We start from the raw sequence: 13,327 nt of genomic DNA, 5'->3' as shown, positions 1-13,327 counted from the left end.
ATGAAAATTCCTCCCCTTGTTTTTGTCTATATTTTTTTTACAGAGTCGCGGATGACAAGCTGTGTTCCGATACGGGTTTTCAGGGAACTGGTCCAGCAGTTGTTGTTCTGCTTTTTGCTGATGAGATTGATGATGGAATCAACGGCAGCGGTACCAAATGCACCTTTTGGAACATTGATGGTGGTCAGCGACGGCCGGGTCAGCGATGCGTTTGGTCTGTCATTAAAACCAATCAGGGAAATGTCTTCCGGGATTTTGTAACCAAGCATATGAAACGCTCTTAAGGCACCGGCGGCAATGGTATCGTCATCACAGATAAAGGCAGTTGAGTGAACTGGAGAATCTTTAAAAATCCGGTAAATATCCTGGTAACTTTCTTCCTCAGAATAATGGACATAGTAGATGTCGTCCTGGGGTAGCTCCAGATGAAAATGCTTCATGGCGGAAAAATAGCCATCTCTGCGTTCGTCAAAACTGCTGATAGATTCAAGGCTGTGCAGATACAGCGAAAAAGAATACGTTTTCACAAAATAAGATTGACTTTTTAGACCGGCCTTATTATCATATAAATCATATTTAGCTACTATGAAATTAGGAATGGGAAAATTATCTGTTTTAGATAGATTTGAGAGGTTTACTGGACTGGCAGTGAGTAGAAATTTTTTCAGAGGGAGGGGAAAGGCACATGTCCATTAAGAAGATCGCAGAAAAGGCAGGGGTTTCACCGGCGACGGTTTCCCGGGTTTTGAATAATCCCAATTATAAATGTTCCATTCCCGGACTCCGGGATAAGATATGGAAAACAGCCATCGAGATGAATTATGTGCCAAATGAGGCGGCCCGGAATCTGAAAAGAGGTGTTTCCGCGAAGCAGGAGAAAACCTGGTACATCAATATTCTGATGACAAGAACCGATTCTTCCACCACCGATCCGTTTTTTGCGGAGCTTCTCCGGGTGATCGAAAGTGAGATCCATGATAAAAACTGCATCCTTTCCAAAGTATGGTATATGTCGGTATTTTCTGATGACCGGAAGTGCCGCAGGGAGAATCTGGACCGGCTGGTTGATGGAATGTATGACGAGGTAGACGGGAAGAGGGACGGACTGATCATCATAGGCAGATGTAATAAGGAAGCCCTGAAAAAACTGAATAAGAAATATAAGAGCGTGGTGTCGGTGAACCGGAATTCTACCAATTATGAAGTGGATGAAGTCCTTTGCGATGGAAAAAAGATCGCGTCAGCGGCAGTGGAATATCTGATTTCCCTGGGGCATAAAAATATCGGATATATTGGTCAGTGCCACAGCGAAGACCGGTACAATGGATATCTGGAAACCCTGAAGAAGCATGATCTGGATGTGATTCCTGAGTATGTTATTGAGACGAAACAGACAGAGGCCGAGGGCTATGAAGCCATGGAAAAATTCCTCCAGTCGGACGATATGCCAACAGGAATCTACTGTGCCAATGACATTTCGGCCATCGGAATGCTGAAGTGCCTGAATAAATTCCGGAACCGGTATTATATGCCTTCGATCATATCCAGCGATGATATCCAGGAAGCACAGTTTACCAAGCCGATGCTGACAACGGTAAGTCTGCCGAAAGAGGATATGGGAAAATTCGCACTGTATCTGCTGCTGGACCGGCTGAAGGGCGGACATTCCGGCATTGTGCGGATGGAACTGGAAGGAAAGCTGGTGATCCGGAACAGCTGCAGCAGTGTGGAGGACAGTATGTGGAGCGATTATTGTATCTGAGGATTGCTGATATGATGAGATATGAAATATTTGCAGCTTTGACAGAATATATGCGTGAAAACGTTTTCAAATATTCCTATTTAATTAATGGGAATAATATGGTTTAATGTATTCAATCAGGATAACGTTTACAGAAGGTCGCAGCAGTGACAAAAAGGAGTACATAAATCATGAAAAAAAGACGCATCGCAGGTGTTTGTATCGCACTGGTAGCAGTGGTACTGGCAGGAACTTTTGCAGTATCAGGAAACAATACAAAGGATAAAAATCAGGTAGAGATCATCAATGTGTCCTATGATCCAACCAGAGAATTTTATGAGGAATACAACAAGATCTTTGCAGATTACTGGAAAGGGGAAACCGGCCAGAGTGTGGATGTGATCCAGTCTCATGGCGGTTCTGGAAAACAGGCGTTGGAGATTTCCAACGGACTTCCGGCAGATGTGGCAACACTTGCCCTGGAATACGACATTGATGCAATCCAGAATTCCGGACTGATCGACAATGGCTGGATTAATGAATATCCGGATGACAGTGCTCCTTATACTTCCACCATTGTATTTCTGGTACGGAAGGGAAATCCGAAGAACATCCACGACTGGGATGATCTGACGAAGGATGGTGTGGGAGTGATTACACCAAACCCGAAAACTTCCGGAGGTGCCCGCTGGAATTACATGGCAGCCTGGGCTTATGCCAATGAGAAATATAACGGCAACGAGATAGAGATGAAGGCTTTTATTAAGAAGCTTTACAAAAATGTCCTGGTTCTGGATTCCGGAGCAAGAGGTGCCACCACTTCTTTTGTGGAAAACGGACAGGGTGATGTGCTGATCGCCTGGGAAAATGAAGCGTTTCTTTCTGTAAGGGACAATCCGGATGATTACGAGATCGTAATACCGAGCATCAGTATCCTGGCACAGCCGTCCGTTGCTGTTGTAGATGAAAATGTAAAAAAACACGATAACGCAGATGCCGCAAAAGCTTATCTGAAATATCTGTATTCCGATGAAGCGCAGGAGCTGATCGCTGAGAATTATTACAGACCGGTCAATCAGACCATCTTGAAAAAACATGCAGATACTTTTAACCTGAGTGTGAAGCTGACTACTATCAAAGATTTCGGCGGATGGGATGCAGTACAGAAGAAACATTTTGCGGACGGTGGAGTGTTTGATGAGATTTATGAAGAGTAAAAAAGCATAGCGGATACAGAAAAGAGGGGAGACAGAAATGAAGAAACAACAGAGTAAACGGGTGATACCAGGCTTTGGACTGACAATGGGAGTGACTTTGGCGATGCTGAGTATCGTGGTTCTGATTCCCCTTGCATCTCTGGCAGTTTATTCGGCGCGGCTGGGATTTCGGGAATTTATCCAGGTGATCACGAGACCTCGAGTTTTGTCCGGATTTTACGTAAGTTTTATTACCGCATTTGCGGCCACGGTGGTGAATGCCATCATGGGACTGATCCTTGCGTGGGTGCTGGTAAGATATGATTTTCCGGGAAAACGGATCATGGATGGAATGATCGAGCTGCCGTTTGCGCTGCCAACTGCGGTTGCCGGTATCTCGTTGACATCACTGACATCCGATAAAGGTCTGGTGGGAAGCTTTTTTGCAAAGTTCGGGATCAAGATCGCGTATACCAGGATCGGTATCACGGTAGCTCTGATCTTTGTGGGGATTCCTTTTGTAGTCCGGGCCATTCAGCCGGTGCTGGAAAAACTGGACGGTTCCTATGAGGAGGCGGCCCGTGTCATGGGTGCAAAACCATTCACCATTTTCCGGAGGGTTATCCTTCCAGAGCTTCTTCCGGCAATGCTTTCCGGTGCCGGACTTGCTTTCGGACGCTGCCTGGGAGAATACGGAAGCGTTGTTTTTATCGCAGGAAATAAACCATATTATACAGAGATCACACCGCTGATCATTATGTCAAAACTTCAGGAGTTTGATTATGAAAGCGCAACATCTATCGCACTGGTTACACTGGCAGTTTCATTCCTGATCCTGTTTGGCGTAAACATGGTGCAGGCAAGAAATACGAAACGAATCAGAGGGAGGGACGCGTAATGGACGAAAAAAAGAAGCAGGCTTCCGGGCCGGTGAAATGGATCCTCATCGGGATCTCCGTGATCTTTCTTTTTGTAATGCTGGTGCTTCCGCTGGTGGTTGTTGTGACCCAGGCGCTGAGTAAAGGCTGGGAGTGCTATGTGCAGGCTGTGACGGATTCTTATACGCTGAAAGCTCTGGCGCTGACTATTGAGGCAACGGTGGCTGCTGTTGTATGCAACACGATCTTCGGACTGTGTGCAGCATGGGCTATGACCAGATTTCATTTCCGGGGGAAAAAGATCCTCACAACTCTGATCGATATTCCGGTTACGGTATCACCGGTTATCGCAGGTCTTATCTATATTCTGGTTTTTGGAAAACAGAGCCCCCTTTATTCTGTGCTTGAAAGTGCAGGGATACAGATCGTGTTTGCAGTTCCTGGAATTGTCCTGGCAACGATCTTTGTCACATTTCCATTTGTGTCCAGAGAGATCATACCGGTCCTGGAATCCATAGGATCGGATGAGGAAGAGGCGGCAGCACTAATGGGAGCCAAAGGCTGGACCATTTTTACAAAGGTGACATTCCCGCATATCAAGTGGGCGTTTCTCTATGGCGTTGTGTTGTGTACAGCGAGGGCCATGGGAGAGTTTGGAGCCGTGTCCGTATTGTCCGGACATCTCCGTGGAAAAACAAATACACTTCCGCTTCATGTGGAAATTCTTTATAACGAATTCCAGTATGTTCCGGCGTTTGCGGTTTCTTCGATCCTTGTGATCCTGGCGGTGATCCTTCTGATTGCGAGAAATGTTTTGGAACATAAAGGAAAGGGGGAAAAAGGCGATGTACGTTGAGTTAAAAAATATCAATAAAACATATGGAGATTACAAGGCATCTGACAACGTAAGTTTTGGCATCGAAAAAGGTAAGCTGATCGGTCTCTTAGGCCCAAGCGGAAGCGGAAAGACAACGATCCTCCGTATGATCGCTGGTCTGGAGCAGCCGGACAGCGGTGAGATCATCATTGACGGAAGAGTGGTCAATGATGTTCCTGCCAGCGAGCGAGGCATTGGATTTGTGTTCCAGAATTATGCCCTTTTCCGGTATATGACTGTGTATGATAATATTGCGTTTGGTCTGAAAGTACAGAAGGCGGATAAGAAGTATATCAAGCAGAGGGTTATGGAACTGGTAGAGCTGATCGGGCTGAAAGGCCTGGAAAAAAGATATCCAAGTCAGCTGTCCGGTGGCCAGAGACAGCGAGTTGCTTTTGCCCGGGCACTGGCTCCGAATCCGCAGCTGCTTCTTCTGGATGAGCCTTTTGCCGCGATTGATGCAAAGATTCGTACAGAGCTTCGAAGCTGGCTGAAGGATATGATCGAGAAGCTGGGAATCACCAGTATTTTCGTTACGCATGACCAGGATGAAGCTATTGAGGTGGCAGATGAGATCATCATTACAAACCGTGGTCGCATTGAACAGAAGGGAACGCCGCTGGAAGTTTACCAGAATCCGGATACTGCGTTTACGGCGGGATTTTTCGGACAGACTTCTGTGATCGGTAACTATCAGGTGTTCAATCACTTCGAGGAAGTTCCGGGAGGTGAAAAGGCCATTGTGCGGCCGGAATTTGTGAAGGTGACGAAGAAAAATGAGGAGCAGAAATATAAGAGTTCTGCAACAGAGGGTGTTGTAGAGCGAGTTGCTTTCCGTGGAAGCAGCCTGGAACTGAGAGTCCGTGTAGGAGACACCGTCCTCAGCGCCAGGAGAAGCCTGGACGAAGAACCCGTCCGGGAAGGCGAAGTTGTGGATGTGTTTGTGCAGAGGATCTTTGTGACGAAGGGGAATGAAGCTGTGCTGCTGCATAATACGGCTATGGTTGAGGATTGGTTGGTTATATAAAAAAATGCCGCGGGAGCGGCATTTTTTTATGAGCAAGTAGCGCTAGCGGATTGCGAATATCATATGATTTGCCGCGGGAGCGGCATTTTTTTATGAGCAAGTAGCGTTAGCGGATTGCGAATATCATATGATGAGGCCGCGGGAACGGCATTTTTTTAGATGTGTGAAATTTTTACACCATAATATTCTGCAAGAGAATCCACCAGATCATCACGGATTTTTTTATGGTCATTGCCATCCAGAGACATAACAGAGGATACCATTTGACGTTTTTTGTCAATGACACAATATTGGCCATAATTGCCGGCCAGGATCAGTGTATCTTCCATGGGCCCCATATATATGAAATATCCATAGCCATAACTCTGATAATCCGGACGCTCGGTTAATGGATTGTAGGAATCGATATGTTTTCGGCAGGCATCCATAACAAAGTTTTTTGGGACAATCTGTTTTCCGTTCAGAGCACCTTCATGCAGAAGCAGATGCCCAAAACGGGCCAGTTCATCAATCGTCAGATACAGTCCATTAGCTGCCATGCAATGTCCCTGAGGGCAGAGGGTCCAGTCCGGATTCGGGATGCCAATTGGTTCAAACAGACGATATCGCAGATAATTCAACAAACCGGTTCCGGATTTTTCTTCCAGAAGAACAGACAAAATATAGGAACAGAAATTGCTGTACACGAAATGGGTACCTGGTGTATAGGGAAAAGAATCATTCTGGAAAAAATATCTTACCCAGTCTTTTTCTCTGTATCGTTCCGGACCGTCGCAGAAAAAGAGAGGATCTTTCTGACCGGATGACATCGTAAGCAGATCACGGATCTTTATTTTGTAAAGATTTTCGGAAGGATCAGATGGGAAATATTTTTCAAACCAGGGATAAATATATTCATCAAGAGTGATCAGTCCTTCGCGTTCTGCGATACCAGCAGCCATGGCAACAAAAGGCTTGCTGATAGACCATATATTTAATCGGGTTTTTACCGGAAAAAGCCTGAATTCTTCTTTTAAAACATCGTTTTTATATATCTGGGCATAGATAATATTGGAATGATGATGTTTAGATTTTTCAAGAAAAATATCTAAAATTTCCTGCATGATAATCCCTCCCTGTAATTATTATTCGTAAAAAAGATCAAAGTCTGAGTAAAGTTCTTCCAGGTCATGAAGGCGTGTACTGATGGACTTGCACTTGCTTTTTCGGATTTTTGCAACAATGCTGTCAAAAAGACAATAGAGACAGGAAAAGGAGTTAAATCCCATTTCATTGAGATTGATCTCTGTAATGACCGCATGATCTGCCAGAGACCATGCCGGTGATGAAATACTGTCTGTGATGGCAAGGATCTTTGCACCATGGTTTTTGGCAACCTGTGCGTATTTCAGTGACCATTTGGTATAGCGGGCAAAAGAGAGCAGAAGAACAACAGTATCTTCAGAAGCTTCCGTGAGATATTCAAAATGGGGATCATAAAATTCATGAACCACCTTGGTATTTCCAAGAAGCTGATTCAGCAAGGTTCCCATCCAGAGTGCTGCACTGTAAGAGGAACGGGCGCCTACAATCAGACGTTTCTTCGCATTGGTCAGATAGGTAACGATCTGATCCATATCATCCTGACTCAGGTGTGAAGCCCAGTTTTCCATGGAATGGAGTTCTTTTGCAATGATGTTCTGATAGAAATTCCCATTGTCCAGTGTGTCATCTGCTGTAGCTGTGGGAATGGAAAGAATATCATTCTGTACAGTACGCTGCATTTCAGAAAAACTTTCAAATCCCAGAGAATAAGCGAGGCGTATGATAGTGGTTTCGCTTACGGAAATTTCCTTGCTGAGTTTCGCAAGGGTGGAATAACTGAAAGAATCAAGGTGTTGTAATATATATTCGGCAACTTTCTTCTGACCGGCAGAAAGAGAAGATATTTTTTCACGGATCAACTGTTCTATTTTCATGAAAACCTCCTGTATTGTACGATTAGTATAATAAATTATAACAGGTGTAAAGTTTGATTACAATATAATGGAGTAAAAAATTCTTCTTGATATAAAAAAGATGTAAATAATGCACAAATTAAAGTGTGTATTTTTAATAATATTGTCAATAGAAATCTTGAAACCTAGATGTTAATATAGCATTAAATAATTCATATTACGTCAGAAAAAGAATTAATTGCACTATTAATATTAGAGCCAATAAAAAAGGGGGGGCTTTTATGTCGTCAACAGTAAAGGAAATAAAAGAAAAAACAGGTTACCTGAAACGAAGTGATCTTTATACAATCGGTGTAGGACAGGCGATTGGATCGGGTGTTCTGACACTGATCGGACCGGCAATTCTTTTGACTGGTCAGTCAGCATGGCTGGCATATGTAGCTGCATGTATCTGGGGATTTATGATGATTGCACCAATTCCATGGATCACATCTACACTGAAACTTGGAGGAGGATTTTATTCTCTGGTAGGAGATATGGCCGGCAAACGAGTTGCCGGTATGTATGCAGTAGGATTTTTGCCACAGACGATCAATCTGGCGACTTATGGTGTGGCAATTGGTATGTATGCAAATTCCCTGTGGCCGCAGATCAATGCGAAATGGTTTGGAATTGCAGCCCTGAGTGTGTTCTTTGCCATCAATCTGTGTGGTGTGGATGTAATGGCGAAGGTACAGAAAATTCTGGTTATCCTGCTGTTTGTTGCACTTGGTCTGTTTATTGTTCTGGGATGCCTCCAGCTGAAAAATCCGGTGTTTGAGTTTACAGCACCAGACTTTTTCTCCAATGGTCCATCCGGATTCTTTTCCGCAATCATGCTGTATGTATATTCAACAAACGGATATTCCTGCATTATGAATTATGGTAAACAGGCAAAAGAAGCACATAAAGATATTCCAAAGGCACTTCTGTACTGTATTCCGACACTGATGGTTGTATATGGCGGTGTTGCAATTGTAGCAAGTGGTGTGCTTCCTCTGGATCAGGTAGCCGGACAGCCGCTTACCCTGGTTGCAAAAAATATTTTAAATCCGGCACTTTTCACAGTATTTATGATTGGTGGTCCGGTACTTGCACTGTCTTCATCCATTAATTCAACAATTTCCAATAACTGTATTCCGGTTGCACAGTCCTGTAAAGATGGATGGCTTCCGAAATCATGGGCAGCTCAGAACAGAAGAGGGGCTTACTGGAAACTGATGACATTTACTTATCTTATGGGAATATTACCTGTGTTACTGGACTTTTCTATCAGTGATGTTGTAAATAATATTATGCTTCTGGCATCAGCACTGGCATTTCTGCAGATTTATGCTTATTTCCAGCTTCCGAAAAAACATGCAGAAGCATGGGAAAAATCACCAATGCATATTTCTAACGGAAAATATTATTTCCTCTGCTGTTTGAGCCTGTTTGCATATATCTGCATTTTTATCAATTCTTGCAGAAGCCTGAAACTTCCGGTAGTAATCATCAGTCTGATAGCCATTGTAGTATGCATGGCTTACGGATGGTTTAGAAGTGTAAGTCCTGATGTAAAGATGGAAACAAGTGTGTGGGAGGATTAATGTTTATGAATAAAGACCAGAACCTGATTAATGAATTTGCTATCAAAACTTTAAAAGAAAATCTCAATGTTATGTATGCGCAGATATGGCGTGAAGGACAGTTAACGGCAGAATATAAAAGAATGCCGGTGAAAACCCGCCTGAATACCTGGTCTGCATGCAAAGGCGTGGTATCCTGTGCAGTGGGAATTGCACTGGATGAGGGATTGATTCAGCTGGATGAGAAGATCGTTGATATTTTTCCGGAGTATGTTCCAGAAAAAACAGAAGGATATCTTGGTGATGTGACCCTGGAAAATATGCTGACAATGACCACCGGTCTGGAAAGCTCACTGTTTTTCTGTGACTGGCCGGAACGTTATACAACACCGGACTGGATCAGATATTTCTTTGAGAACGCGAAGGTTGTAAATAAACCAGGAACCCAGTGGCTGTACAGTAATTTCAACACATATATGATCAGTTGTGCCATTGAAAAACGTGCGGGTGTCAACCTTCTGGAATATCTGAGAAATCGATTTTTTGAACCATTGGGAATTGGAAATCCGGACTGGACTTTGTGTCCGAAAGGTCATGTACATGCTGCGAATGGTCTTTATGTAAATATTGACGAGTTCACCAGATATGGACAGCTGATCCTTCATAAAGGAAAATACAATGGAAAACAGTTGGTGCCGGAAGAGTATATGAAAGTTGCGACTTCCAATCTTGTAGACAATTCAGCGGCAGGAAGTCCGGGAAATCTTTATTCCGGTTTTGGATATGGATATCAGTTTGTCATGAATCCGGAAGCCGGTTCCTATCGATCCGATGGAAATTATGGTCAGTTCTGTCTGGCGTTTCCTGACAAGGATGCAGTAGTAACTGTAATGTCTCTGGAGGGGGATTTCCAGAAAATAGGAAATCATCTATGGACTACAGTGGTTCCGGAATTGTAATATACTCTGGTTGACAAAACAGAGTGGAAAGCATGAGATAATAGTAGCTAAGAAATGTGATGAAATTCAAACATTGGCAAAAACGAAAACCCCGGAAGTGTGCGAGCCTTCCGGGGTTTTCTATTCCGTTATGTAAGGTGGCTTAAGCCTTTCAGGCTTGACATTAATCATAATTCGCCTTATACTAAGCATTGTAAATAACAGGGGAGCTTGTGATGGCAGGCTGAGAGGAAGTCTTCAACTTCGACCCTTATACCTGATTTGGATAATGCCAACGTAGGAACGTATAGGATGAATTTACGGGAGATACTTTGGTGTATCTCCTTTTTTATTTATGATCAGGATTTACAAGGAAGGGCTTAAGAGCAGATGCTTTTAACCCTGGTATCTACAACGGAATACAGGAAATTTTGAGAGTGAACTGAGTTCATGAAGGGGTGCACCACCGCGGGTGTATTTCTTTGTGGACTCTTTTTTTATTCTCGGAAAGGAGAGCTTATGATCACAGTAAACGGCGAGAAAAGAACACTGGAAAATCCGGTGACAGTAACCGAATATCTGAAAGCCTGCAATTATGTTCCGGTGCAGGTAGTAGTTGAACTGAATGAAGAGATCATCAAGAGAGAGACTTACGATACAACAGTGCTGAAAGACGGCGATGTTGTGGAGATTCTGCAGTTTATGGGCGGCGGAAGCTGCTGAGATAAAAGGCGATATTATTATGTAATTGACAGATAAAAAGAAAGGTGGACATAAAAAATGACAACAGCAAACACAAATGAAGACAAACTGATCCTGGGAGGCCATGAGTTTACTTCCCGTTTTATTCTTGGTTCCGGAAAATTTTCTCTGGATCTTGTAAAAGCATGTATCGAAAAAGCAGGAACACAGATCGTAACACTTGCCCTGCGCCGTGCAAATGAAGGCGGACTTGCCAACATTCTGGACTACGTGCCGAAGGATGTTACACTTCTTCCAAATACATCCGGTGCCAGAAACGCACAGGAAGCAGTCCGTATCGCAAGACTTTCCCGTGAGCTTGGCTGCGGAGATTTTGTAAAGATCGAAGTTATCCATGATTCCAAATATCTTCTCCCGGATAATTATGAGACTATCAAAGCAACTGAGATCCTTGCAAAAGAAGGCTTCGTTGTCATGCCGTACATGTATCCGGATCTGAACGCTGCCAGAGATCTGGTAAACGCAGGAGCTGCCTGTGTAATGCCGCTTGGTTCTCCGATCGGTTCCAACAAAGGAATCTGCACAAAAGAATTCATCCAGATCCTCATAGATGAGATCGACCTTCCGATCATTGTAGACGCAGGAATCGGCCGTCCGTCACAGGCATGTGAGGCTATGGAAATGGGTGCTGCGGCAGTTATGGCAAACACAGCCATCGCAACAGCAGGAGACGTCCGTGTTATGGCAGAGGCCTTTAAGAAAGCTATCGAGGCAGGAAGAAGTGCATACCTTTCCGGCATGGGAAGAACTCTGGAAAGAGGAGCCAGCGCGTCTTCACCGCTGACCGGATTTCTTCATGAATAAAATAGTTTAGAGATAATAAAAGTGCGAGAGGAGCGACACAACAACAATGGCAGAAACAGTACAGGCCAGTCAGCAGGACGGCCATTTTAATGAGAGTATCGTAAACGAAGAAATTCTGGAAGACATGAAAAAGAATCGTATTGATCATATGAAGTATCTTCCAGATATGGAGCAGCTGGAAGAGTCTGATGTGATGGATCAGGTTATTTCTGCAATGAATGCATATGATTATGATAAATATACAGAAGCAGATGTACGCAGAGCCCTGGCCCATGACAACCGTACACCGGAAGATTTTCAGGCACTGCTTTCACCGGCAGCACTGCCTCTTCTGGAAGAGATCGCACAGGCAGCGCGGATCGAAACAAGAAAACATTTTGGAAACAGTGTCTGTATGTTTACACCGATCTACATTGCAAACTACTGCGAAAATTACTGTATTTACTGTGGATTTAACTGCCACAACAAGATCCGCCGTGCACAGCTGAATGAGGAAGAGATTGAGAAGGAAATGGCAGCTATTGCAGAAACCGGCCTTCAGGAAATCCTGATCCTTACCGGTGAAAGCAAATCCAAATCCAATGTAGAATATATCGGAAAAGCCTGCGAGATTGCCCGGAAATATTTCAAGGTGGTAGGTCTTGAAGTGTATCCGATGAATTCTGATGAGTATGCATATCTTCACAAATGCGGTGCAGATTATGTAACTGTTTTCCAGGAGACCTATAATTCTGATAAATACGAAACCCTGCATCTGGCAGGCCACAAGAGGATTTTTCCATACAGATTAAATACACAGGAGCGTGCACTGAAAGGCGGCATGCGAGGAGTTGGCTTTGCGGCGCTTCTGGGGCTGGATGATTTCCGTAAAGATGCTTTTGCGACGGGATATCACGCATACCTTCTGCAGAGAAAATATCCACACGCAGAGATTGCTTTTTCCTGCCCGAGACTCCGCCCGATCATCAACAATGACCGGATTAATCCGAAGGATGTCCATGAACCACAGCTTCTGCAGGTAGTCTGTGCATACCGTCTGTTTATGCCGTTTGCAAGTATCACCGTATCCACCAGAGAGTGCGAGCGTGTCCGTGACAACCTGGTAAATATCGCAGCAACCAAGATTTCTGCAGGTGTCAGCACAGGAATCGGAAGCCATGTGGAAGACATCGAAGATAAAGGCGATGACCAGTTTGAGATTTCTGATGCAAGATCCGTGGACGAAGTCTTCAACGCCCTGAAAGACCACGGCCTGCAGCCGGTAATGAATGATTATATATATCTGTAAAAAGAGATAATGTCGCACAAGCGCATAGATGACTGCACAGCCAACAGGGGATAATTTCTGTGGAATATGTGGAAAACCACCCGCCCGAAAGAATGATTTTTTGGGGGCGGGTGTGGATAACTGTTTCAGAAAAATGAATGCGGAAAGATTTTTGTCAAACAGAGGAGCGTACTGGGAGAAATTGTTGGATTCACAAGGCTGATGACGTTTTCACATATACTCCCGGAACAATAAAATACGATGCAAAAATCAACAAAAACAACATAATATCG

13 protein-coding genes and 1 riboswitch are annotated in these 13,327 nt (G+C 44.0%); of the genes, 10 read left to right on the top strand and 3 right to left on the bottom strand.

Annotated elements, in window-relative coordinates; translation table 11 throughout:
* Positions 1 to 26: 26 nt before the first annotated feature.
* Positions 27 to 587 carry a substrate-binding domain-containing protein gene (locus GPK88_RS08635; RefSeq protein ID WP_330626645.1) on the bottom strand — a complete coding sequence of 187 codons (561 nt, stop codon included), beginning with the start codon at positions 585 to 587 and terminating at the stop codon, positions 27 to 29.
* A gap of 98 nt (positions 588 to 685) precedes the next feature.
* On the opposite strand from GPK88_RS08635, the gene GPK88_RS08630 reads away from it, so the two are divergent.
* The 5 genes from GPK88_RS08630 (at position 686) to GPK88_RS08610 (ending at position 5,719) form a co-directional block, all read left to right on the top strand.
* Positions 686 to 1,762: a LacI family DNA-binding transcriptional regulator gene (locus tag GPK88_RS08630; protein ID WP_215707692.1), complete on the top strand. Its 1,077-nt coding sequence runs from the start codon at positions 686 to 688 to the stop codon at positions 1,760 to 1,762.
* A 170-nt stretch (positions 1,763 to 1,932) separates the two neighbouring features.
* Complete coding sequence (locus tag GPK88_RS08625) at positions 1,933 to 2,958, top strand: sulfate ABC transporter substrate-binding protein (RefSeq protein ID WP_252197722.1); 1,026 nt, start codon at positions 1,933 to 1,935, stop codon at positions 2,956 to 2,958.
* A 37-nt stretch (positions 2,959 to 2,995) separates the two neighbouring features.
* Entirely contained in the window at positions 2,996 to 3,835 is an 840-nt protein-coding gene (cysT, locus tag GPK88_RS08620) for a sulfate ABC transporter permease subunit CysT (RefSeq protein WP_215707691.1), read from the top strand.
* Complete coding sequence (gene cysW / locus GPK88_RS08615; RefSeq protein ID WP_148445782.1) at positions 3,835 to 4,671, top strand: sulfate ABC transporter permease subunit CysW; 837 nt, start codon at positions 3,835 to 3,837, stop codon at positions 4,669 to 4,671. Before cysT ends, cysW begins: the two co-directional genes overlap by 1 nt.
* On the top strand, positions 4,661 to 5,719 hold the full coding sequence (locus GPK88_RS08610; protein WP_195566353.1) for a sulfate/molybdate ABC transporter ATP-binding protein: 1,059 nt from the start codon (positions 4,661 to 4,663) through the stop codon (positions 5,717 to 5,719). Before cysW ends, GPK88_RS08610 begins: the two co-directional genes overlap by 11 nt.
* Positions 5,720 to 5,874: 155 nt before the next feature.
* Here the strand turns inward: GPK88_RS08610 and GPK88_RS08605 are convergent, their stop codons facing one another.
* Both GPK88_RS08605 and GPK88_RS08600 read right to left on the bottom strand, forming a co-directional pair.
* On the bottom strand, positions 5,875 to 6,822 hold the full coding sequence (locus GPK88_RS08605; protein ID WP_215707690.1) for a serine hydrolase domain-containing protein: 948 nt from the start codon (positions 6,820 to 6,822) through the stop codon (positions 5,875 to 5,877).
* A gap of 21 nt (positions 6,823 to 6,843) precedes the next feature.
* The gene (locus GPK88_RS08600; RefSeq protein ID WP_118063617.1) at positions 6,844 to 7,677 is read right to left on the bottom strand and encodes a MurR/RpiR family transcriptional regulator; all 834 of its coding nucleotides are present in this window, start codon (positions 7,675 to 7,677) and stop codon (positions 6,844 to 6,846) included.
* Between the two features lie 260 nt (positions 7,678 to 7,937).
* On the opposite strand from GPK88_RS08600, the gene GPK88_RS08595 reads away from it, so the two are divergent.
* From GPK88_RS08595 to thiH, 5 genes are all read left to right on the top strand, one after another.
* Positions 7,938 to 9,284, top strand: a complete 1,347-nt coding sequence (locus tag GPK88_RS08595; RefSeq protein ID WP_021653084.1) for an APC family permease — start codon at positions 7,938 to 7,940, stop codon at positions 9,282 to 9,284.
* A gap of 5 nt (positions 9,285 to 9,289) precedes the next feature.
* Positions 9,290 to 10,222, top strand: coding sequence for a serine hydrolase domain-containing protein (locus tag GPK88_RS08590; RefSeq protein WP_173762190.1), 933 nt, complete (start codon positions 9,290 to 9,292; stop codon positions 10,220 to 10,222).
* 192 nt (positions 10,223 to 10,414) lie between these two features.
* A riboswitch (TPP riboswitch) is annotated at positions 10,415 to 10,522 on the top strand.
* Between the two features lie 198 nt (positions 10,523 to 10,720).
* A complete protein-coding gene (gene thiS, locus GPK88_RS08585) occupies positions 10,721 to 10,924 on the top strand; it encodes a sulfur carrier protein ThiS (RefSeq protein WP_021977212.1) in 204 nt (67 codons plus the stop codon).
* A 57-nt stretch (positions 10,925 to 10,981) separates the two neighbouring features.
* Positions 10,982 to 11,767, top strand: a complete 786-nt coding sequence (locus GPK88_RS08580; RefSeq protein WP_021977211.1) for a thiazole synthase — start codon at positions 10,982 to 10,984, stop codon at positions 11,765 to 11,767.
* Positions 11,768 to 11,813: 46 nt separating this feature from the next.
* Entirely contained in the window at positions 11,814 to 13,055 is a 1,242-nt protein-coding gene (gene thiH, locus GPK88_RS08575) for a 2-iminoacetate synthase ThiH (protein ID WP_148445792.1), read from the top strand.
* Positions 13,056 to 13,327: the final 272 nt, after the last annotated feature.

The organism is Blautia sp. MCC269, assembly GCF_018785655.1.
GTDB lineage: Bacteria > Bacillota > Clostridia > Lachnospirales > Lachnospiraceae > Blautia_A.
The sequence above is the reverse complement of the archived record's forward strand: the minus strand, read 5'-3'. Positions and strand labels throughout refer to the sequence as shown.

Coding starts and splice junctions, on each gene's coding strand:
- GPK88_RS08625 (WP_252197722.1), top strand. CDS start 1,933: ATGAAAAAAAGACGCATCGCAGGTGTTTGTATCGCACTGGTAGCAGTG.
- GPK88_RS08605 (WP_215707690.1), bottom strand. CDS start 6,822: ATGCAGGAAATTTTAGATATTTTTCTTGAAAAATCTAAACATCATCAT.
- GPK88_RS08590 (WP_173762190.1), top strand. CDS start 9,290: ATGAATAAAGACCAGAACCTGATTAATGAATTTGCTATCAAAACTTTA.
- GPK88_RS08600 (WP_118063617.1), bottom strand. CDS start 7,677: ATGAAAATAGAACAGTTGATCCGTGAAAAAATATCTTCTCTTTCTGCC.
- GPK88_RS08630 (WP_215707692.1), top strand. CDS start 686: ATGTCCATTAAGAAGATCGCAGAAAAGGCAGGGGTTTCACCGGCGACG.
- cysT (WP_215707691.1), top strand. CDS start 2,996: ATGAAGAAACAACAGAGTAAACGGGTGATACCAGGCTTTGGACTGACA.
- GPK88_RS08595 (WP_021653084.1), top strand. CDS start 7,938: ATGTCGTCAACAGTAAAGGAAATAAAAGAAAAAACAGGTTACCTGAAA.
- thiS (WP_021977212.1), top strand. CDS start 10,721: ATGATCACAGTAAACGGCGAGAAAAGAACACTGGAAAATCCGGTGACA.
- cysW (WP_148445782.1), top strand. CDS start 3,835: ATGGACGAAAAAAAGAAGCAGGCTTCCGGGCCGGTGAAATGGATCCTC.
- thiH (WP_148445792.1), top strand. CDS start 11,814: ATGGCAGAAACAGTACAGGCCAGTCAGCAGGACGGCCATTTTAATGAG.
- GPK88_RS08610 (WP_195566353.1), top strand. CDS start 4,661: ATGTACGTTGAGTTAAAAAATATCAATAAAACATATGGAGATTACAAG.
- GPK88_RS08580 (WP_021977211.1), top strand. CDS start 10,982: ATGACAACAGCAAACACAAATGAAGACAAACTGATCCTGGGAGGCCAT.